The organism is Enterobacter sp. BWH64, assembly GCF_001037645.1.
GTDB classification, from domain to species: Bacteria; Pseudomonadota; Gammaproteobacteria; order Enterobacterales; family Enterobacteriaceae; genus Enterobacter; species Enterobacter hormaechei_C.
The window spans coordinates 3372744-3390406 of the sequence record NZ_KQ089922.1 but is presented as its reverse complement, the minus strand read 5'-3'; the positions used below and the strand labels follow the sequence as shown (position 1 = coordinate 3390406).

29 protein-coding genes are annotated in these 17663 nt (G+C 51.8%); 11 read left to right on the top strand and 18 right to left on the bottom strand.

Annotated features, from left to right (window positions below; genetic code table 11):
- Positions 1 to 205: 205 nt before the first annotated feature.
- A complete protein-coding gene (gene fliE / locus SK50_RS16260) occupies positions 206 to 520 on the top strand; it encodes a flagellar hook-basal body complex protein FliE (RefSeq protein WP_003859612.1) in 315 nt (104 codons plus the stop codon).
- A gap of 26 nt (positions 521 to 546) precedes the next feature.
- Here the strand turns inward: fliE and SK50_RS16255 are convergent, their stop codons facing one another.
- From SK50_RS16255 to SK50_RS16235, 5 genes are all read right to left on the bottom strand, one after another.
- A complete protein-coding gene (locus SK50_RS16255) occupies positions 547 to 1842 on the bottom strand; it encodes a tyrosine-type recombinase/integrase (RefSeq protein ID WP_048229714.1) in 1296 nt (431 codons plus the stop codon).
- A 45-nt stretch (positions 1843 to 1887) separates the two neighbouring features.
- Positions 1888 to 2133 (bottom strand): excisionase family protein, encoded by a 246-nt coding sequence (locus SK50_RS16250; protein ID WP_032634816.1) that lies wholly within the window; start codon positions 2131 to 2133, stop codon positions 1888 to 1890.
- A 68-nt stretch (positions 2134 to 2201) separates the two neighbouring features.
- A complete protein-coding gene (locus SK50_RS16245) occupies positions 2202 to 2735 on the bottom strand; it encodes a hypothetical protein (protein ID WP_048229713.1) in 534 nt (177 codons plus the stop codon).
- A gap of 43 nt (positions 2736 to 2778) precedes the next feature.
- Entirely contained in the window at positions 2779 to 2994 is a 216-nt protein-coding gene (locus tag SK50_RS16240) for a TraR/DksA family transcriptional regulator (protein ID WP_053070551.1), read from the bottom strand.
- A gap of 2 nt (positions 2995 to 2996) precedes the next feature.
- Positions 2997 to 3266 (bottom strand): hypothetical protein, encoded by a 270-nt coding sequence (locus SK50_RS16235; RefSeq protein WP_048229712.1) that lies wholly within the window; start codon positions 3264 to 3266, stop codon positions 2997 to 2999.
- 85 nt (positions 3267 to 3351) lie between these two features.
- Here SK50_RS16235 and SK50_RS23930 point away from each other — a divergent pair, with 85 nt between their 5' ends.
- Positions 3352 to 3513, top strand: a complete 162-nt coding sequence (locus tag SK50_RS23930) for a hypothetical protein (RefSeq protein ID WP_155858404.1) — start codon at positions 3352 to 3354, stop codon at positions 3511 to 3513.
- 68 nt (positions 3514 to 3581) lie between these two features.
- Here the strand turns inward: SK50_RS23930 and SK50_RS16225 are convergent, their stop codons facing one another.
- The 10 genes from SK50_RS16225 to SK50_RS16180 form a co-directional block, all read right to left on the bottom strand.
- Entirely contained in the window at positions 3582 to 3800 is a 219-nt protein-coding gene (locus SK50_RS16225) for a hypothetical protein (RefSeq protein ID WP_045617910.1), read from the bottom strand.
- On the bottom strand, positions 3797 to 4348 hold the full coding sequence (locus SK50_RS16220; RefSeq protein ID WP_048229711.1) for a phage N-6-adenine-methyltransferase: 552 nt from the start codon (positions 4346 to 4348) through the stop codon (positions 3797 to 3799). Before SK50_RS16220 ends, SK50_RS16225 begins: the two co-directional genes overlap by 4 nt.
- A 504-nt stretch (positions 4349 to 4852) precedes the next feature.
- Positions 4853 to 5929, bottom strand: a complete 1077-nt coding sequence (locus tag SK50_RS16210) for a DGQHR domain-containing protein (protein ID WP_048229709.1) — start codon at positions 5927 to 5929, stop codon at positions 4853 to 4855.
- Positions 5926 to 6093: a hypothetical protein gene (locus SK50_RS24035; RefSeq protein WP_017693154.1), complete on the bottom strand. Its 168-nt coding sequence runs from the start codon at positions 6091 to 6093 to the stop codon at positions 5926 to 5928. Before SK50_RS24035 ends, SK50_RS16210 begins: the two co-directional genes overlap by 4 nt.
- Entirely contained in the window at positions 6090 to 6518 is a 429-nt protein-coding gene (locus SK50_RS16205; RefSeq protein WP_048229708.1) for a hypothetical protein, read from the bottom strand. Before SK50_RS16205 ends, SK50_RS24035 begins: the two co-directional genes overlap by 4 nt.
- Positions 6515 to 7195, bottom strand: a complete 681-nt coding sequence (locus tag SK50_RS16200) for a lambda exonuclease family protein (protein WP_046619588.1) — start codon at positions 7193 to 7195, stop codon at positions 6515 to 6517. Before SK50_RS16200 ends, SK50_RS16205 begins: the two co-directional genes overlap by 4 nt.
- Positions 7192 to 8109: a recombinase RecT gene (locus SK50_RS16195; RefSeq protein WP_047653460.1), complete on the bottom strand. Its 918-nt coding sequence runs from the start codon at positions 8107 to 8109 to the stop codon at positions 7192 to 7194. The genes SK50_RS16200 and SK50_RS16195 overlap by 4 nt, the downstream gene beginning before the upstream one ends.
- Positions 8110 to 8118: 9 nt before the next feature.
- Positions 8119 to 8400 (bottom strand): host nuclease inhibitor GamL, encoded by a 282-nt coding sequence (gamL, locus tag SK50_RS16190; RefSeq protein ID WP_048229705.1) that lies wholly within the window; start codon positions 8398 to 8400, stop codon positions 8119 to 8121.
- 72 nt (positions 8401 to 8472) lie between these two features.
- Positions 8473 to 8670, bottom strand: coding sequence for a DUF1482 family protein (locus tag SK50_RS16185; protein ID WP_048207095.1), 198 nt, complete (start codon positions 8668 to 8670; stop codon positions 8473 to 8475).
- 278 nt (positions 8671 to 8948) lie between these two features.
- Positions 8949 to 9233 carry a hypothetical protein gene (locus SK50_RS16180; RefSeq protein WP_045343392.1) on the bottom strand — a complete coding sequence of 95 codons (285 nt, stop codon included), beginning with the start codon at positions 9231 to 9233 and terminating at the stop codon, positions 8949 to 8951.
- Positions 9234 to 10012: 779 nt separating this feature from the next.
- On the opposite strand from SK50_RS16180, the gene SK50_RS16175 reads away from it, so the two are divergent.
- Positions 10013 to 10210, top strand: coding sequence for a hypothetical protein (locus tag SK50_RS16175; RefSeq protein WP_006809783.1), 198 nt, complete (start codon positions 10013 to 10015; stop codon positions 10208 to 10210).
- 202 nt (positions 10211 to 10412) lie between these two features.
- Here SK50_RS16175 and SK50_RS16170 read toward each other — a convergent pair whose 3' ends face one another.
- From SK50_RS16170 to SK50_RS16160, 3 genes are all read right to left on the bottom strand, one after another.
- On the bottom strand, positions 10413 to 10892 hold the full coding sequence (locus SK50_RS16170; RefSeq protein ID WP_006809782.1) for a hypothetical protein: 480 nt from the start codon (positions 10890 to 10892) through the stop codon (positions 10413 to 10415).
- On the bottom strand, positions 10889 to 11506 hold the full coding sequence (locus tag SK50_RS22885) for a type II toxin-antitoxin system MqsA family antitoxin (RefSeq protein ID WP_006809781.1): 618 nt from the start codon (positions 11504 to 11506) through the stop codon (positions 10889 to 10891). The genes SK50_RS16170 and SK50_RS22885 overlap by 4 nt, the downstream gene beginning before the upstream one ends.
- Before the next feature lie 557 nt (positions 11507 to 12063).
- On the bottom strand, positions 12064 to 12774 hold the full coding sequence (locus SK50_RS16160; protein ID WP_048229703.1) for a LexA family protein: 711 nt from the start codon (positions 12772 to 12774) through the stop codon (positions 12064 to 12066).
- Positions 12775 to 12881: 107 nt separating this feature from the next.
- Between SK50_RS16160 and SK50_RS16155 the strand changes: the two genes are divergently transcribed.
- From SK50_RS16155 to SK50_RS24200, 8 genes are all read left to right on the top strand, one after another.
- A complete protein-coding gene (locus tag SK50_RS16155; protein WP_006176184.1) occupies positions 12882 to 13082 on the top strand; it encodes a Cro/CI family transcriptional regulator in 201 nt (66 codons plus the stop codon).
- Positions 13083 to 13085: 3 nt separating this feature from the next.
- Positions 13086 to 13628 carry a toxin YdaT family protein gene (locus SK50_RS16150; RefSeq protein ID WP_048229700.1) on the top strand — a complete coding sequence of 181 codons (543 nt, stop codon included), beginning with the start codon at positions 13086 to 13088 and terminating at the stop codon, positions 13626 to 13628.
- Between the two features lie 185 nt (positions 13629 to 13813).
- The gene (locus SK50_RS16145) at positions 13814 to 14779 is read left to right on the top strand and encodes a replication protein (RefSeq protein WP_048229699.1); all 966 of its coding nucleotides are present in this window, start codon (positions 13814 to 13816) and stop codon (positions 14777 to 14779) included.
- On the top strand, positions 14776 to 15465 hold the full coding sequence (locus SK50_RS16140) for a replication protein P (protein ID WP_048229697.1): 690 nt from the start codon (positions 14776 to 14778) through the stop codon (positions 15463 to 15465). The genes SK50_RS16145 and SK50_RS16140 overlap by 4 nt, the downstream gene beginning before the upstream one ends.
- 1 nt (position 15466) lies before the next feature.
- Positions 15467 to 15811 carry a Ren protein gene (locus tag SK50_RS16135; RefSeq protein WP_048229696.1) on the top strand — a complete coding sequence of 115 codons (345 nt, stop codon included), beginning with the start codon at positions 15467 to 15469 and terminating at the stop codon, positions 15809 to 15811.
- The gene (locus SK50_RS16130) at positions 15808 to 16038 is read left to right on the top strand and encodes a hypothetical protein (protein ID WP_032671034.1); all 231 of its coding nucleotides are present in this window, start codon (positions 15808 to 15810) and stop codon (positions 16036 to 16038) included. The genes SK50_RS16135 and SK50_RS16130 overlap by 4 nt, the downstream gene beginning before the upstream one ends.
- Positions 16035 to 16355 (top strand): hypothetical protein, encoded by a 321-nt coding sequence (locus tag SK50_RS16125; protein WP_050595165.1) that lies wholly within the window; start codon positions 16035 to 16037, stop codon positions 16353 to 16355. Before SK50_RS16130 ends, SK50_RS16125 begins: the two co-directional genes overlap by 4 nt.
- On the top strand, positions 16352 to 17347 hold the full coding sequence (locus tag SK50_RS24200) for a hypothetical protein (RefSeq protein WP_053070549.1): 996 nt from the start codon (positions 16352 to 16354) through the stop codon (positions 17345 to 17347). The genes SK50_RS16125 and SK50_RS24200 overlap by 4 nt, the downstream gene beginning before the upstream one ends.
- Positions 17348 to 17663 lie beyond the last annotated feature (316 nt).

Genomic DNA, 17663 nt, shown 5'->3' with positions numbered 1-17663 from the left:
GTTTACGTTATTCGTGTAGAGAAACAAAACTGACTCCCGGGTCGGCAAACACGACAAAAGTTCCATACTGATGGCCCTGCCATTATTTGATGATTCGGGATTTTCTATGCGTCAAATAACCTGGTTTTTTAACGCTATTTACCGCCATTATCTTATTGACAAGCTGTTAGTCTTGACCTCGTAAAAAACCATCCAGGGGAGAGTCATGGCTATACAGGGCATTGAAGGGGTACTCAGTCAGTTACAGGCAACGGCGATGACCGCCCGTAATCAGAGCGTGGCTGACCAGCCGCCGGGCGTTAGCTTCGCCGGTCAACTGCATGCGGCGCTGGACCGGATCAGCGACAAGCAAAACGCGGCCCGTACCCAGGCTGAGAGATTTACCCTTGGCGAACCCGGCGTGGCGCTCAACGATGTGATGGCCGATCTGCAAAAAGCGTCGGTGTCATTGCAGATGGGGTTGCAGGTGCGTAACAAGCTGGTGTCGGCATACCAGGAAGTGATGGGCATGCAAGTTTAGGTTATCTAACCTAATGATATTTATAATTAATAACCATCCGATCCCACGGCGTGGGGCATGGATGGGGCAAACTCACTCAATTTCTGGTTGAGGATGAGAACCTGGTCCTGGTTATTTTCAGCCATCCAGGATCCGTACACCCGGTAAACCATTTGCGCGTCGGTGTGGCCCATTTGCTTCGCGATGAAGTTCGGGTTTGCACCGGCAGCTAACGACCAGCATGCATACGTGTGTCGGGACTGGTATGCTCTGCGATAGCGAATCCCGGCGCGTCGCATTGCCGCTTCCCACGATTGGTTAATCGACCCCACTGCGTAATGATGCCCGGCACGGCCATTACGTGATGCGATCTGCGGGTTGAACACGAACGTGCAAGGATGCACATCGGTACGGCCATACTCGCGCAGCTTCACCTCAACCTGATACTGCTTACCCAGGCGTGTCAGTTCTGCCTGACTCTTCAGCACGTCGATCGCTGGCTGAATGAGGTTGATGATACGGTCCGTCCCGGCCTCTGTTTTCGGAAGGGTGAACTCCTTCGTTAACGTGTGGTTTCGGCGGATCATCATCGTACCCGCTTTCAGGTCGATATCTTCCCAGGCCAGCGACACAAGTTCTCCGTGGCGCACACCGGTGTAGACGGCAAGAGACCACATGTTTTTCAGTTGCTGGTGGGCGCAGGCGTTAATCAACCTGACGAACTCCTCTCGTGTCAGCGGGTCAGGCTCGCATCGTGACCGCTTGAGCATGGCGATCCCGGTGAACGGGTTCACCCGTACATAACCGCTATCAGCGGCAAACTTAAACATCCCGCTCATGGTCTTCATGTAGTTGTTGACCGTCCGGACTGATCGTCCTTTTACCGGCGTTTTCTGCCCGACCTTCAGGGTGTGATAACCGGTCAGCAATTCCTTTCTGATAAACAGCAGGTCTTCTTGCGTCACCGCAGATACCAGCCTGTCCCCACCTATCCTGGGCACCATGTTGCGCACTATAGATGTATAGCGTGACATCGCATTGGTGCTGATCTCCATGCGCTTCAGCTCAAGCCACTTGTTCGCCAGTTCGAGCACGGTGATCTCCTTGCTCTCCACCCCAAACCTTCTCAGGTTCGGTGAATCCGGGAACTGGGCCGCATAATTGAAATTGCCAGTCTTTATCGCGAAGCACACTGACGCGCGCAGCTCGCCAGCGACCTTTCTGTTTTTTGGTGTATCCGGCACTCCGAGGCTTTCACGCACCCGGCTGCCTTTATAGATGAACCATATGCGGAGCGTACCGCCATGGTTCTCCACGCCTGTTGGGTATGCTGACTTAGCCATTATTCCCTCCTGACGTCCAAGAGCCCGCTAAGCATAAACCGATCTTCATTGGCGCGCACCCGGCTGTTTCTTTGACATGCTCTCAACCCACTGGTCGACAGCTTTGCGGTTGTACATGCACTCACTGTTTTCTTTTGGATTTCCATCAGGTGCAACGTGAAGATATTCGCGTCCAACCATCCAGGACTTTTTACGAGCTGCCTCTATAGTTCCCGGGCGAAGGCCGGTAATCTCGACGAGCTTCTCTTGTGTTACCCAGTCGTTGGGCACAATTAAGGTCATTTCGCTCATGGTTGTCTCCAGGCAAAAAGAAACCCGCTCAATGGCGGGTTTAATATTAAGAGATTTTGATTAAGTGCTTAGTTAATTTTTAATTCGCGCTTGGCTTCTGCGACTAAATTACTAAGCAACTTTCCCGAGAGAGTGAGATCCTTTTCTGACGCTTCATAACTTTCTATAGCATCCTCATGCCAATCATCCATCATTTTCTTTCTCGCATTAACATAAGCATCGAGCAAGCTTTTAACTTTGCTTGTTAATGTGAAGTCAGCTAACTGCGCTATCCTTTCAAGCTCTTGAAGATCAAGCCAATACTCAGTTCGTAACTTATCTTCAATGTCTTTCGGATGTGGTTTGAACCGAGACTCACCAGGTTCCATTTGCGCATATTCGCAACGGAGAAAGTAGTCATTGCTCATCTTAATCCGATACGCAATATTGATGATTTCTGTGAACGCTTCCAATCGTTTTTCCCACCACTTTTCTTTGTAAAATTTATTCAAAGCAAACTTGGTAGAGAAATATGCTGCTAGCGCAGCTACAAGTAATGGAACAAAAAATTTTGATAGAACATCCGTTAAATCCAGCGTTGTTTGCACAGGCATGGCGGTCATTTCATATCCTTAAATCATTAAAACTGTACTCATCATAACTTGATCATCGAATATGTTTAAGCGCATGTTCTTTTCTTTCCTGGCACTCCGCGCACGTCTGGCAGCCGGGAACGGCAGCGCGCCGCGGCGCTGGGATATCCTCGCCGCATTCCGCGCAATGCTCAGCTGATACGGCGTTACGGTTCAGTCGGTGAACGGAAAGGGCAGCGTTACGCTGAAGCTCTTCAATCTCTGCTGCGGTATCGATGATATCGGCCATGGTCACTCCTTACCGGGGGCTTTGTGGATGGCCGCGCGGGCTTTGTTGATTACGCCGTACCATTCCGGGTATGTAATGTTTCGACCTTCTGCCATTGCTTTTTCGGTTAGCTGTAGCGCTTCCAGTAAATCTGGTGCGGCGGCCATGAGCGCGCCGTTATCGTCTTCGGAGCCATTAATCAGTAACTCAGCGAGAAGGCCACCATCGCCGCGGATTGTTCCTGTCTCTGCGCTATAAACCCAGCGACCTTTAGTGCCTTTAAACTCTTCCATACTCACTCCGCGAACTGTCGGTTAATTCGGTTGAATGTGAATGCCAGCAATAAAAAAGGCCGCTTTAGCGACCTTGTGATTTGGGATGTCATGGCTGTATCCACCCCTTGCCTTTGACGTGCTGGATGACACCAAGCTTCCTGAGCGACTGGAGTCGGCGGTCAAGGATGCGGAATACGTCCATCGGGTGCTTTCCTTCTGCTTCAGCAATGACGAGGCACTCCTGTCTGACGGAAGGGCTAAATAGTTCAGAAAACGAGGTAGGCTGAGCGCCGATAGCGCTTAACACTTCGCTATCCAGTTTCGCGTATTTGGTCACGATTCAACTCCAAACCGCCCGTTAAGGCGGCCAGTTTTGACGACGAACTCCAGGAGGCTAACTCCCAGAGCTTCAATTTTCTTGTGATGCTTGTTGATGATGGGAGGCACAGTTTCGTTCCAGTTTGGCTTTGGCTTCTTGCGCATGGCCTGCTGGATTTCCTCGGTGCAGCGGCGGCAGGCGGCGCGGATGGCGTTTTCATTTGCTGGTGTCATGCGGCCTCCCGGCGGGCGAGAAGTTTCGCCCCGAAAGCCATAAGCTCGTCCCTGTCCACAGTTGCGAAGTGGCAGTGTGTACGCGGGTAAGGTCGCCAGATGATGAGCATCGACCCTTTGTTATTTCCCGATACTGGCTTACCGGTGACCGGGTTGATAAATGCCAGCCGCCCGGCGGTGATGAAGCGTACCTCGCTGGCTGTCTGGATAGCCTCTTTGAACCAGCCAACCGAAGTGTCTGCCGGTACGAGCATGACCGTGCCGATCTGGTTGGCGCTCTCGGAGGCGGCCTTTTTAACAAACGGCATGATGTCGCTGTATGGCGGGTTCAGCCAGACGTAGCCAGGCACATTCAGGTAATCAGCCCATGGCGTTTCCAGAGTGTTCTGCTCGGCGGTGATGAACTTCCTGCACAGAGCGTTATGCGGCGCTGCGGCGGCATCCAGTTGGAAACAGAACTCAGCATTAAGTGAAGAGAATAGGGCTGGCGGCGTGCGCCATAGGTCCCGCTGATCCGCTGGCGTGTTGCTGCCGGTGAAATCGGTCATGAGGCGTTTTCCTTTCGTGATAGGTTGCGCCATGAAGTGTCCTCATGGGTAAGCCTCCTGCCATGGATAAATGCATGCACGCTATGGGCTGGTATCTCCATTTTTTCAGCTATGACTGCTTGTGACAGGCCCTCTTCGTGAAGCGCAACACATAGAGATACGTCGTGATCACTGTAAACTGCATGATGATGTCTTTCGCCAATACATAGCAGGCTTAAGCCCAACAGGCTGGCTTTCCCCTTAACAGAATCGAGAGTGCGCCCGAGCTTTCCAGCAATTTGAGTGGCACTCATGGTGCCGGCACACGATCTCAATATCTGAAGCTCTACTGAGGTCCACCTGGCGTAGCTTTCTCGAAGATTGAGGGACAGTCTCGTACTCATCGTACGTACCGCAGCGTGAGTGCGGTTAAGTTCTGACGCAATATCACGCAACGTCATTACGCCGGCCATTCTCCGGAGAAAAGCAATGTCGGAATCAGACCAGGGCTTACCATTTGGATAGTTATGCTGCGGCATTTTGTTCCTCCAGTGCACCGTTTCTTATTACGGACACCAACCTTTCAGCAGCTGATTTCTGCGCCGGAACGGAGGCAATGATCGTTGGCCGTTCTTTTTCGGCATTCACACAAACGCCACCCCATCGCGAAATCAGGAAGAAGTCTTCCATCTCAGAGGAGCCCGCACTGCTCGCCAGTTCCTCAATCATCTGGACGATATCTACGATTGAGTGGTCAGCCATCAGCCGCTGAACGGCATAGCCGAAGGCGTTGATCATCACCGCGTGGAACTGAATGTAGTCACGCTTGTAGTCTGCCTGGCTGGTGCCGTGGCGAATCGCTTCGATTTGCGTCAGGGCCAACCAGGCCTCCCAGATGGATTCAATGTCGCCCATTTCCAGCGGCTTACTGCCCGCGTTGGCAAACTTGGCCGTCGCGTCGCTAAGCGCCTTGAAGCTCACCCACAACTTACTTTTCGCCGGAACGACGTTGTGCTCGAAGTCTGTCACCTCTGAGAAGGTGTCGTGCTGAGACAGGAACGACACCATCCCCTGGGCCACATCATTACGCCCGTCATAGGCCATGTTGATCGCAGCGGAAGGTTTCGAGACGTTGTTATTGATATCGGAGAAGAACTGCTGGCGTGCCTTCAGCGGGAGATTATGGGTCAGCATCAGCGGGATGCTGATTGGCTCTCCGTAAGTCCGGCAGAACTCAGCTAACCCGGCGGCGCGGTGCTGGCCGTCGAACAGCTTGATCACCGCATCCATAGGGAAGCGTGCCACGCCCACATTCGTATTGCCGAACTCTTCAAACTCAATATCCGCGTCGCAGTTGCCGACCAGCGGCGGGATGATGAAGGGCTCTTTATTTTGGTATGCATTGACGAGGTACTGGTAAAACTTCTTCACTCGCGCCTGGTTAATTTCGCGTTGAGAGCGCTCGAGCGTGCTGCCGTGATTGTCGGACGCAAGTATGCGCGTTAGCGCGCGGGCAGGCGCCGTGATCATGTAAGTCGCCGTGCTACCCTGCATGCCGCGCGACGCAGGGAACTCAAAGAAATAATCGCCTACTTTGCTCATGCATCCTCCCGCTCAGGATCCTTAACATCCCAGCCATTGCGCTCAATATTGGTTTGCAGCCGCTTATCTCCTACCTCTTCAATGCAGCGGCCGGTAATCTCAGCGACTTCAGCGTTTGAGTGTCGCCACAGCAGCGCCAGCTCTTCGAGTGACCACGCTTTCATAGCACTGACTCCATTTCGTCGATGTATAGGCCCTGAGCAATGAGGCGGCGACGCCGGGCGGCACGTTCAATGCACTCCTGCCGTCGGCCTTCCCGTGACTGCTCTATGGCGCGCCGGGTGAACAGCCGCGATTTACCCTGCGGCGTTACAACCTTTGGCTTGCTGGTCAGGCTAAATTTCCGGTCGCAGATGCCGTCTTCGTTGAGCCATTTCTCAGACTCAACGATCTGCGCTATCTGTCCGGAGCCGCGGGTGATTCCGTTGGCGACCCGGTTAAACTCAATGAGCGATACGCCAAACTTCTCAGCGATTTCGCTGCCGGTGACCGGGCGGCCCCGCGTCTGAATCATCCAGATAACGCGCTCACGGAGGCCGGAGAATTGCCCGGTTCGCCCTGGCCGGCGGTAAAAGGGTGTGCGTTTCATTTCCACTGTTCCCCGAACGTGAAGCCGATCTCTGCCAGCGCCTCGTCCATCTTCTCAATGAACTCCGGCACCATTTCGTTGAAATCGGTCATGTACTGCGGATCCCGCTCAACGACGACATGGTGAATGCCTTCGCGTTTCATGCGAGGGTCGTAGTTGGCAAAAAACCAGGCATCTTTCCCGGTCACCCACATGCTGTACTGCACCTGAGCCATGTACGCAGACTTGATGGCTTCGAAACCGCCAAGGCGGAATTTCATGAAGTCGCGAGAGGTGAAAGGGCATTTAAGTTCAAGGCCGAACCCGTTACTGCACAGGCCGTCAGGGGAGCACGCGGTGCGCATGCTCTCGTCACGGAACAGGATCGGCGACTCCGTGACTTTCACGTCGGTGGTGAACTCGAAGAGGGTACGAGCATCTTCCTCGTGCTGCTTACCCCAGGCCAGTGCCTTGGCGTTAACCTCTGGCGCGACGCCTGTGCATACCTCGGCGAGCAGCGTGTGGAAGTAGGACATTTTCATGTCTGTCCACTTCTTTCCCGATCTTGGCTTGGCGATGACGTTGTGCACTTCAGAGGCGGTGATAACGCCGAGGCGCAGCCGGTGCCATGCCTCGTCGCCTTGCTGGATAGTAGTTACGTCGATACCGGTCCGGGCCAGGATAATTTCTGGTGTCATGCTGCCGCCTTTTGCCTGAGGAACCCGAGAGCCTTAACACCTTCCATTTCTGTTAGGTCGGCTGGCTGCGAGATAGGGCGTTTGAAAATGCGTGAACAGAGAGGGAGAAGATCGGCATCCCATGTCTTATCCAAAGAGACAAGGAGGTCGTTTATCTCTTTCTGCGTGGCTTCGCTAAGCGGCGTTATATCGCGCTCAGGCTGACGCTCTGCTGTAAAGTTGATACCTTCTTCGCCCTCGGTGTTAACGTGGTCTATGGCGGCGTCCAGGCGCTCACGGCGAGGCCAGTATTTTGCTGCCTGCTTCACGACCGTCTTGAGGATCATCTGCTCTTCATCGGTGACCCATGGACACTTCTTGCTATTGTCGGATTTGTACTTCTTCCACGCTTCTGAGCGGTCACGGATGGAGTAGATGGCATCGATGCGCATCGTATGGGTGAGGTAATCACCATCGTCAGTTTTTACCGTTACATACGCGCCTACGATGTCCCCGCGCTGCTCTTCAGTATCGAAGTCGTTGTAGATGTGGATTGGCGGCTTATCGAGCCCCTCGCGGCGGAACTGGTCGTTTCTTCGAACAATAGCCGACTGGCACCACTTAATGGCGCCAGACTGCTGCGCGATGTGCATCAGGCCCATGTAACTGATGTCTAGGCAAATAGCCCCTTTACGCGGAACCAGGTAAGCCAGCTTCTGAGCTGGGTTTAGCGAAATACCGATAGCCGCAACGTTGATGATTGCGTTCTGCGTGCTGGTCTGGTTCTGGAAAGCGACTTTCGCGAGGTAGTCGTTGTTCTGAAATAGTTGGATGGCAAACTGGCTTTCCTTCGCCCACACCATCCGCTCGTCTGTGGCCGCCTTCATGAAAAGCGGCTCCTGTTGTTTGACGAAATCAACAAGGGTTAAGCTCATAGCCCCTCCTTAAAATGGGCAGGTTGGATGAAGGCGATCCCACTCTTCTTCGGCGCGGTCGTAACAGATGCGTGTGACATAGTCGTTATAGGCTTCCTCTGCCTTTTCACCGACTAGTGCCATTTGCGCTTCTTTTGGGAGAAACAGGCTACTCATTTGCAGAGCATATTTCGGGAACATGGCGATCAGTTCTTTCGCCCGGTTGTCGATCCACTTCTCCTTCTCGTCGGTGAGCTGCTGCTCAACCCAGCGCCGATCTTCGATTCGGTCGTAAGTGAGGTATGCGTTCATGGCTGAACTCCTGAAATTTGGATGTGCAGATGCCGCCCGCAGAAAGCCAGGCCGATCGGTTGAATAGGGTGGTTACTGTTGCGCGATGGATTTCGCCGGGAACTCGCCGTTGCGAAGGATGCTTTCTACCGGCCAGCATTCTGCTGTTACTTTCTGCTCTGTTGCTGCCTGGCTGCATTCCTGTTGGCTGTCGTAAACGCCGAGAATGACGTCCTGATAATCACCGTTGGTCATTGCCACGGTCAGGACGAGCGCGAATAAAGTTTCCATCAGTGAAGAGTCCTCCCGATGGCGATGGCGTAAAGGCGCTTTGCTGCTTCCCACGCCGGAGCATTGCGATGGAGTACCGCGAACGACGCGAGCCGTTGGGCCTCTCTGATCTGCTGCTGGTTTACCATGATTTCCTCTTGGCCTTATCGCGGCGAACGGAACAGTTAATACAAGACTTCAACGCATTTATTCAGTGTTTCAATGGGCGGTGGATGGCCGCCGGTTGTCATAACTAACCGCACTCATCGAGAACGGTGAGGTATGAAAAAAGCCGCTGGTTAGGCGGCTCTGAGTTTGTTGACGTAATTCATGCATGCTGTAGGGCTGCATGTTCGCCATGTGGTTTTATGCTGCATCCGCTTGCTTGGCGGGTAATAAGCAACGGTCCCTTGCGGCGTGCGAAATATGAGTGTGTTTTCTCCCTCTTCGAACTCAACCCCATTACGCTGAAAGAATGCCTTCATCCCTTCATGTGCCGAATTGCGTGCCATTCTGCGCCGCTCTTTAAGTTCTGGCTTCATGTCTCGCCAAAACTCCCCCATCGTATAATCTTCGTCTGCCATAAAACCCTCTATCGTTACCCGCTGATGCGGGAGAAATGCTTTGGCGCTGGCTCCCCACAATGAAGCAGGGAAGGCCGTCGTCGCCTTGGTGAGCCATTACCTCACCAACTAGCTGATAACCGTCTGCCAGCCCAAAGCACTTCGCCACACTCTCGCAGTGGCCGCGCTCATGCCCTTGAGACCTTGTCGCTCATCGCCGCTTATAACCGGTGCGCTTCTGGCGTTCGCGCTGCTTTACCGGCATACCCTTTTCCTCGTTTAACCCTGACCAGCGGTATGTCGCAGTTCGGACCTGCGTCTGGCTCTCTCACGGAGACTCGGGGCCGCATCATTACTGCGGCTTGAAAGTGCGGTCTGTCCGCTTTAGCGCTTCATTGGAATCACTCCTCTAAGTTGAATCAGCGCCCCATCATCGGAGCGTTTCAAATTGAGTGACTTATCAGCTCATCGCAGCGTGGTCCTCTACACCTACCGTACGCATACGGACTCAGTGCTTACCTCGATCCCATCGGGTGCCATTTCTTTTTGCCAGGAGCGCTACGGCTTGCCTGTCACTCAGTCTGAATTGTTAAAGAAGCAGGCGGGGCATCCGCCGCTGGCTAACTTCGCTCAGCTGTCGATGTTTCGTTTCGATGGGTTAACAATACTAGCGGTATTAATATATAGCAATACCGCCAGTATTAATAAATCTTTGATTAATACTAAGAGTATGAATTTGATGTGATTTTATTTTTGTAAATACCAGTGCTACGCTTAAAAAAACAGCAGGAGGGATGTGCATGGTTCTGGATGAAGAGCGTATAAGCATGAAAATTCAGGCGATGGGGCGGGCGGTGATGGAATTGTCACTGGCTGATTTACCCATGACCCAGCAAAACATCATCGACAAGCTGAAGCAGTACCGGAAGGAAACAGGAAACGTGATAGGGAAGGGCGTGAACAGGGATGCGGCTGAGATAGTGCGGAAAGGCTTATAGATGGTTAACGGTGTCACCAATGGTAAATCGTTTACCAAGGATGACAGCGTTTACCAGAGGGATCGGGTTGTTTACCAGCTGGCGGGGAATAGACGCCGTTAATGCCAGCATCCCATAATATTCAATTGGTTACGCTGACGTGGTGGTGGTGGTCGAATGGGGATCGGCAGACACAAAAAAACCGGCACGCGGCCGGTTTTGTTTACAACTCTCGCTTGGCTGTAATTTTTATTGGATCATTCTTCTGAGCTGATGGCACCTGCAAAGGGCTGAGTCCAGCTTTGGAACAAAGCGAAGTAACATGCTCTTTCCAATACGGCCAAGCCGCATTGTTAATTATGTCATCAGCGCTAAACTTTTCTATCTCTTCGATTGTTACAACTGAGTCTGAGTCAAAAACAACATCGTGCTGAGCTTCAATTTCGAACAGAACTTTAGATGTTTCTGGATCTTGCCCTGCTTCAGTTGCTCTTATCGAACATTGCAGCCTGAAAAGACATGCGCATCGACTTATCTTAGTTAGCTCTTCATCTTCATACTTTTCAGCAACTTGTACGCTAACAATACGGTTATTCGAGTGAAGGGTTAGATCCATGCCCTCTAACATAAAAATGTTTGTGTCAGCATCAAAAGTGAGAGAAGACTTTCTCAACAGTACATCTTTTACTTCTCTTAAAATCATAATTTACTACCTAAGGCAATCGTTTCAATCATATGCCAAGTATTATGCTGAGTTGGTTCAGACACATAATTCTGGATGACGACTTTTACCGAATCTTCAGCAGGACTTTTCGCGTATTTAAGGTGACCAGTTTTTGAAACAAGATAAGTCTTGATCATCTCTAACTCGGTAGTGCGATTGGTATACTCTACGGTGGTTACGGCTGGACAACCTTTACGGAGAAACTCAAAAGCAGCGGGAACCGAGTAAGCCGTTCTTAAAAGCTTATCCAGCGCAAATGATTGCGTAACGTCACCATTTTCATATTTAGTAAACGCGTTTTTGCCCCCACCAAAAATGATTGCTGCTTCAGATTGGGTAAGATGTAAATCCTCTCTGATTGCCTTTATCTGACCGCCTGTAAGCAATCCATCAGCTTCTCGATAAAAATCAGTCATCTGGCGTTTGTTAAATTTTGCCTGCTGAACTGTCAGAGTTTCTGAGCCACATGATTCGCAAACAGATGCATGGAACGGGACCTCTTTTTTAAAACCCTCAAACTCCCTGAGGATTTTGGTTTTCGTTTCATGCAACCCTTCATCCCCGCATATTGGGCAGAGTGAATAACGTTTCATGATTTGTCCTTAGTTTTCAGTTGATTCATGCAATGAAATGACTGCTACCGTGTTTCCAGAGTCTAAAAGGCATACTTTTACGTATAACATAACTGTGCACTCGCAACGTTCGTGGGGTATGTACAATTGCGCAGGCACTACATAAGCATCACATGCAAATAGTCCTTTCGGAGCGTTACCATTGCACCACTGTGAGTTGATGTATCGCCCACCTTTTAAGGCTAGTTCTACGTATGTACGAACATCCCCCAGATCCACACGATGAAGTGCTAAAAAATCATTTGTCTTATGTGTAACAGAGTTTACTTGGCACCTTGCTAACTCGGCCAGGAGGTTAGGATACAGCGGGCCTCCCTCAATGATGCGCTCTTCGCCATCTCTCAAGGGCTCCTTTGGCGCACCAGTCTTATACCTACTACATATCTTTATTACCATTATGGTAAGTCCAGGGTGAAAATGTCAACAGGAAGAAGTCTCAAATATGTATGATATTGTTTGCACGGCATTCTGAAATTACTATTTGAATCAATAGTCTGTGCATTTTATATTTAGCACATTTAAACTAAACGCAACTTTGTCTCTACAGCAACCCCAATAATCCGGCAGTTACCATTAATCGGCACGAGTGGCCATTGCGGGTTAAGGCCCTTCAGATACTTCTGTGCACCATCGATCACCAGCTTCTTAAACGTCGCCTCGTTAGAATCAGATAGCTTTGCTATTACTAGGCTGCCGTTGATCGCCTCGCGGCCCGTATCGAAAAGAACGAAGGTACCTTCAGGGATGCTAAGACCAGCAGGGGCTGTCATCGAGTCACCATCTACCTGCAGCCAGAACGCCTCCCCCTGAATGTGAGCATCTGATTCAAGCCAAAGGTCTATATCCTTTAGGGTGTACGGCTCAACCGCTTCACACCAGGCGCCCGCCTGAACTTTGCTAATCACCGGATATTTTGAGCCAGGTGAATAATGCCCTGCGAAAGAAGTATTTTCCGACGCCACCGAGCTCATATCAGAGATATCCTTCGCAAGTGACGGGCTGAAATCAGAGACACTAATCCCAAGAAGCCTCGCAAAGACCGATGCTACCGCTGTATTTAAAGCGTTCCTTCCATTGAGATAATGGCCAACGGCACCCTGGGATATGTCCAGCGCGTCCGCAATGGATTGCTGAGTAATACCCAGTTCTTTTTTCTTCGCTTCGTAAAGGGCTTTTAAACGCTTTGAATCAGCCACTTGAGCGGGGGTGAGGATCTTTTTCTTTTCCATTATCAGATATTAATACCAAAGCTCATATTTTTAAAATACCGGCGGTATTGATTTATCTAATACTTGTGGTATTGTTTTTGTATTAACGGTAAGGAGCAACGCTAAACATGAAAATTTCACTCGCCGAGTATGTCGACGAAGTTGGCCAGGTAAAAGCAGCTGATGCCATTGGTGTCCATCAAACGGCAATTAGCAAAGCGATCAGGGTCGGCCGTCAGATTTTCATCAACAAGCTTCCTACTGGCGAGGTTAAGGCGGTCGAGTACCGCGAATTTCCTCACAGTAAGAAACAGGAACATCAGGAATAGCAAATGCATTCACTTGCGTATCAACACAATACCGGAATACACCCGGGAGCGATGATAAACCGCGCTCAACATAAGGCGGCGCCAGACCACGAAAAGATCCGCGATGCGGTCCGGGCATGGTCTTCGGCGCTGGACAATCAGGACGTCGTTTCGGCGCTGATCATCAACGAATACCGGGAGCAGGGCGGGACCACCATCAGCTTTCCGGAAGACATCAGCCGGGCGCGCCAGAAGCTGTTCCGCTTCCTGGATAACCGTTTCGACTCCGAACAGTACCGCGAGAACGTTCGCCAGCTGACGCCAGCAATCATGGCCGTGCTGCCTGTTGAGTATCGCACTCGCCTGATCGGTGCCGATTGCAAATTGTCTCGTCTGGCTGAAGCCGAGAAAGAACTCGCCGAAGCTAAACAGGCCGTGCTGCTGGACGCTCCAGAGCATCAGAAGCTGAAAGAGGTAAGCGAGGGTATAGCGTCGCTGTTTCGCCTTATGCCTGAGCAGGTAGGCCCGCTGATGACGATGGTGACGTCGATGCTGGGGGTCATGTGAGAACTACAGAAATGGCGAAAGCCGGTCTGCGCGAACAGAGCCGACTTTCTGGTGCAACAAACGCTAGTCAATTGCGAGGTCATTATGACAAACGCTAATCCAAAACGCCAGGCGCAGGAGGTTTAACTGTGTCGAACGTCGCTTACGCAAATTTCGCGGCGCATTCCGCCGCCAGGAGCAACCGGATGGAGAACCAGAAAACCGGATTCATCCCGTTGTACCGGAGTGTTCTTAAGCAAACCTGGTCGAAGGACGTCTTCCTGCGCACGCTGTGGGAAAACCTGCTGCTGTGTGCTGCTCGACAGCCATATACAGCAAACTTCAAAGGGCGCCAATGGCCGCTGCAAACCGGACAACTGGTCACCACCTCAGCCGATCTCGGGCTGAATTTATGCGACAGGGAAGGGAAGCCATGCAGTCGCCACGCCGTAGACAGGATGCTTGATGTTTTCGAGCGTGAAGGGATGATTTCTCGATCCGGAGAGAAGCGAAAGGGCTCTGTGATAACCATCACAAATTACGCTGAATATGCTCAAAAAATGGACGATTTACCCGAGCGTATCACCGCGCATATCTCCGCGCTTAATGCCGAGCATGGCGAATCCAGTAATGGCGCGGCTTCGGAAGGTTATGCCGCGCATAACGGAGCGCATTTACCCGAGCGTTTCACCGAGAATCATGAACAACAATGTAATAACAACAATAAAAACATTAAAAGATCTTCGTCCGAGAATTCTGACGAATCCTCTGACGCACGTCTGAAGAAATTTTTATCAGCTCATCCAGAAGCTGCGGTTTACACCCCATCCGGTGCGAAGTGGGGATCGGCTGAAGACCTCGAGATCGCTAAGTGGATTTCCTCCAGGGTGAAGCTGATTAACCCAACCTGCAAAGCCCCGGACATGACCTCCTGGTCTAACACCGTTCGCCTGATGCGCCAGATAGACAACCGGTCGCACCAGGACATCTGCGCGCTGTATGACTGGGCAAGCAAACACCACTTCTGGCAGACCAACATCCTGAGCCCGGAAAGCCTGCGTAAGCAGTGGGACAAGCTGACGATGCAGCGCAACGCCGGAAGTGAACAGCGTGCCGCCAAGCCGGATCTGGACTTCAACAACACTGACTGGGCTTATGAGGTGATTCGATGAAATCTCTTGCAGAGCAGATGCGTAACCACGACCGCGAGCAGATGAGCCGCATGGCCCATAACCTGCCAGAGCAGTATCAGGAACGCGCACCGGTCGAGCAGGTGGCTCAAGTGTTCAACGGGCTGTTCAACCAACTGCGTGCCGCGTTCCCGGCCAGCATGGCGAACTTCCGCAGTCAGGACGACCTGAACGAATTCCGCCGTCAGTGGCTGCTGGCGTTTCAGGAGAACGGGATCCACTCAATGGCTCAGGTTGATGCTGGTATGCGCATTGCCCGCCGCCAGGAGCGCCCATTCCTGCCGTCGCCGGGCCAGTTCGTCGCCTGGTGCAAACAGAGTGGCGGGGTGCTGGGCATCACCGTTGACCAGGTGATCGCCGAGTACTGGGACTGGCGTAAACGTTCGTTCGAATTCACCTCCAGCGAACAATTCCCCTGGTCGCAGCCGGTCATGTACCACATCTGCGTCGAGTTGCGCCACCGCAGCACTGAACGCCAGTTAACGCATGGTGAACTGGCACGCGAGGCGGGCGATCTGCTGGACATGTGGGAGAAGCGCGTCACCGAGGGTAAGCCAGTGCCGCCGGTACGCCGGGCAATTGCAGCACCGGCTGCCGAGCATGGTCCGACGCCGATCCAGCTGCTGCTGGCGAAGTACAACCGCAACAAGTCGAACGGGATGGTGTGACATGACCATAACAATCCGTGAGCAGGTGCTGGCAGCCCTGCGTAATAACCCGGGCCTGAACAGCGTCAAACTGGCAGGACTTATCGGTATGGACACCAAAAAGATATCCGGGACGGTGAGCACGTTGCTGGCCGACGGCCTGATCAGCTGTGAAGGAAAATACGGCCAGCGCCTGTACAGCCTTACCAGTTACGGCAAGCGCTACGCCCCTGACACGATACCGGGCATAAAGCAGGGTAAGTCGAAGTTAATTCAGCGGACGGACACAAACGTTATCTGCCAGGAGTGCCGCAACAGTCCGGCGATGAGAAGGGTATTGATGGTTTGGGGGAGGGTAGGGGTATGAAACTGAAAATGCACACGCCGGACGGATCGGTGATTGTCGAAAGTAATTTAGTAACGCAGTTCTACCCTGATTTCGAAAGCGGCGGCGAGCTGACCATCATCGAAACGGTATCGGCAACAGGAGAAACCTTCTCGGTGAAAGTAAAGCACTCGTTTATGCAGGTTACTGGCGCGCTGGCTACAGCCTGGAGCGTTGATGAAAAGAAAGCAGAAGGAGCCGCCCAATGAGCAACTCTATCGACGCGCACCTTACTGATGAGGTGATTAATGCAGCATTCGAAAACACGAATTTCGGCCGCACTGATTTCCGCACCATCCTGGCTGAAACCGTAATGAAACGTGCTACCGGGTTTCACTCTGGCTGGACTGCAACAACTATCTGCATGGGGCTTGGCTTGCTGAGCTCGAAGAACCAGAGTGCAACTAAGCTCGGGCTGACGTTCGCTTTCCATCACTACTACAAGCCATGCGTGCGTGAAGCGCTGATGCCGGATAACAGCCTTAAAATATGGGAAAAACTTGGAGCCCAGGAGGCCGCCCAATGAGCAACGTCACCAAAGAATGGCTGCAAAAGACTATCGCTGAGCTTGAAGAAGAGCGCGATGCGGTGCCCGGCGTTGTAAACGAAGATGCGGCGATGGCACTTGCTGCGATGAAGCTGGCGCTGGCATCGCTCGAAGCGGAGCCGGTGTATCAAGTATTGGTCGATGGAAGTTGGACTGATTACGACAAACAACATTTAGAGGAACTGCTTGAAGCGAAACCATCCACCCTTTTTCGTGTTGCTTACCCATCGCCACCGATAATGAATCCAGTTTCAGTTGATGCTGACGATAATTTCTATTCTTGGTTTGGCAGGGAATGGCATGAGCATTATCAGCATAATCAATACACCACGGCAGCTAAGCAGATGCTTGGTGTTATGGCTGAATCTGCGTGGAAAGCTGGTCGCCGCGCCGCCATGCTTCAGGGTGCCGATCGACCACAAAACGAACCGCAAAATATTCCGGAAAATATTCCAGCCACACAGTTTAAGCCGGTAGCAGACCTGTACGGCTTAACCTCACCAACTGGTGGCGAAACATCATTCACTTTCGACGCTGTTGAAGCTCGTGATTTCATTGATGGCGGTTGGTCATGCCAGGAGTACGTGGAGCTTGAACGCTTTCAGGAAGCGATAACCAACCATACCGAGGATAAGCTCGCTATGGTTGACCATTCCGGTGACTCCAACAATATGGTTGAACCTGTAACGACGGCTTGCAAGTTGCGCGATGCGGTGGATACCATTCGCAACTCCGGCATAGCAATTGACGGTGAGAAAATCTTTGCAGAGCGTGATGCTCTCAACGCTCCAGACTGCTGGTGCCGAACCTGCCGACCAATAACCCTTACTGACATGCGCTTCGTTGTCTGTCCTGAGTGCGGAAACAAACGCTGCCCGCACGCCAATGACCACCGGAATGCATGCACTGGAAGCAACGAGCCAGGGCAGGAAGGTAGTGCGTATCCAGCAGCACCGCAGCAGGAGGAGTGATGCAGAGTTTAAACAAGATAATCATCAATGCTCGCGTGCTTTCATGGAAGAGAGAGTTTGGTCCATTTGTTAAGTGTCCTGAGTGCTTTGGGTTGCTGGCAAAATGCGAACTATGCAAAGGGAAAGGAAAACTTATCCAGGAGGATATTGACGCGTGGAACAACCCGATAGCAAAACTGAAAAGGGATAAGCGATGATGCCTAACCCATTCGACGCAGAAAGGCTGTAAGAAAAAATAGCAAGCTATTGTAACTCATTGATATATACACATGTTTTACAATTTAACTGCTTCATTTCTTATTGCTTGGTGGTACAT

Excerpts from the sequence above, each read along its gene's own strand:
- SK50_RS16125 (WP_050595165.1), top strand. The coding sequence starts at position 16,035 with ATGAGCAACTCTATCGACGCGCACCTTACTGATGAGGTGATTAATGCA.
- SK50_RS16175 (WP_006809783.1), top strand. The coding sequence starts at position 10,013 with ATGGTTCTGGATGAAGAGCGTATAAGCATGAAAATTCAGGCGATGGGG.
- SK50_RS23930 (WP_155858404.1), top strand. The coding sequence starts at position 3,352 with ATGTCATGGCTGTATCCACCCCTTGCCTTTGACGTGCTGGATGACACC.
- SK50_RS16185 (WP_048207095.1), bottom strand. The coding sequence starts at position 8,670 with ATGGAAACTTTATTCGCGCTCGTCCTGACCGTGGCAATGACCAACGGT.
- SK50_RS16155 (WP_006176184.1), top strand. The coding sequence starts at position 12,882 with ATGAAAATTTCACTCGCCGAGTATGTCGACGAAGTTGGCCAGGTAAAA.
- SK50_RS16145 (WP_048229699.1), top strand. The coding sequence starts at position 13,814 with ATGGAGAACCAGAAAACCGGATTCATCCCGTTGTACCGGAGTGTTCTT.
- fliE (WP_003859612.1), top strand. The coding sequence starts at position 206 with ATGGCTATACAGGGCATTGAAGGGGTACTCAGTCAGTTACAGGCAACG.
- SK50_RS16240 (WP_053070551.1), bottom strand. The coding sequence starts at position 2,994 with ATGGCCGATATCATCGATACCGCAGCAGAGATTGAAGAGCTTCAGCGT.
- SK50_RS16135 (WP_048229696.1), top strand. The coding sequence starts at position 15,467 with ATGACCATAACAATCCGTGAGCAGGTGCTGGCAGCCCTGCGTAATAAC.
- SK50_RS16245 (WP_048229713.1), bottom strand. The coding sequence starts at position 2,735 with ATGACCGCCATGCCTGTGCAAACAACGCTGGATTTAACGGATGTTCTA.
- SK50_RS16140 (WP_048229697.1), top strand. The coding sequence starts at position 14,776 with ATGAAATCTCTTGCAGAGCAGATGCGTAACCACGACCGCGAGCAGATG.
- SK50_RS16130 (WP_032671034.1), top strand. The coding sequence starts at position 15,808 with ATGAAACTGAAAATGCACACGCCGGACGGATCGGTGATTGTCGAAAGT.
- SK50_RS16205 (WP_048229708.1), bottom strand. The coding sequence starts at position 6,518 with ATGAAACGCACACCCTTTTACCGCCGGCCAGGGCGAACCGGGCAATTC.
- SK50_RS16225 (WP_045617910.1), bottom strand. The coding sequence starts at position 3,800 with ATGACACCAGCAAATGAAAACGCCATCCGCGCCGCCTGCCGCCGCTGC.
- SK50_RS16180 (WP_045343392.1), bottom strand. The coding sequence starts at position 9,233 with ATGGCAGACGAAGATTATACGATGGGGGAGTTTTGGCGAGACATGAAG.
- SK50_RS24035 (WP_017693154.1), bottom strand. The coding sequence starts at position 6,093 with ATGAAAGCGTGGTCACTCGAAGAGCTGGCGCTGCTGTGGCGACACTCA.
- SK50_RS16150 (WP_048229700.1), top strand. The coding sequence starts at position 13,086 with ATGCATTCACTTGCGTATCAACACAATACCGGAATACACCCGGGAGCG.
- SK50_RS16160 (WP_048229703.1), bottom strand. The coding sequence starts at position 12,774 with ATGGAAAAGAAAAAGATCCTCACCCCCGCTCAAGTGGCTGATTCAAAG.
- SK50_RS16220 (WP_048229711.1), bottom strand. The coding sequence starts at position 4,348 with ATGACCGATTTCACCGGCAGCAACACGCCAGCGGATCAGCGGGACCTA.
- SK50_RS16255 (WP_048229714.1), bottom strand. The coding sequence starts at position 1,842 with ATGGCTAAGTCAGCATACCCAACAGGCGTGGAGAACCATGGCGGTACG.
- SK50_RS16250 (WP_032634816.1), bottom strand. The coding sequence starts at position 2,133 with ATGAGCGAAATGACCTTAATTGTGCCCAACGACTGGGTAACACAAGAG.
- SK50_RS16210 (WP_048229709.1), bottom strand. The coding sequence starts at position 5,929 with ATGAGCAAAGTAGGCGATTATTTCTTTGAGTTCCCTGCGTCGCGCGGC.
- SK50_RS16170 (WP_006809782.1), bottom strand. The coding sequence starts at position 10,892 with ATGATTTTAAGAGAAGTAAAAGATGTACTGTTGAGAAAGTCTTCTCTC.
- SK50_RS24200 (WP_053070549.1), top strand. The coding sequence starts at position 16,352 with ATGAGCAACGTCACCAAAGAATGGCTGCAAAAGACTATCGCTGAGCTT.
- SK50_RS22885 (WP_006809781.1), bottom strand. The coding sequence starts at position 11,506 with ATGAAACGTTATTCACTCTGCCCAATATGCGGGGATGAAGGGTTGCAT.
- SK50_RS16200 (WP_046619588.1), bottom strand. The coding sequence starts at position 7,195 with ATGACACCAGAAATTATCCTGGCCCGGACCGGTATCGACGTAACTACT.
- SK50_RS16235 (WP_048229712.1), bottom strand. The coding sequence starts at position 3,266 with ATGGAAGAGTTTAAAGGCACTAAAGGTCGCTGGGTTTATAGCGCAGAG.
- gamL (WP_048229705.1), bottom strand. The coding sequence starts at position 8,400 with ATGAACGCATACCTCACTTACGACCGAATCGAAGATCGGCGCTGGGTT.
- SK50_RS16195 (WP_047653460.1), bottom strand. The coding sequence starts at position 8,109 with ATGAGCTTAACCCTTGTTGATTTCGTCAAACAACAGGAGCCGCTTTTC.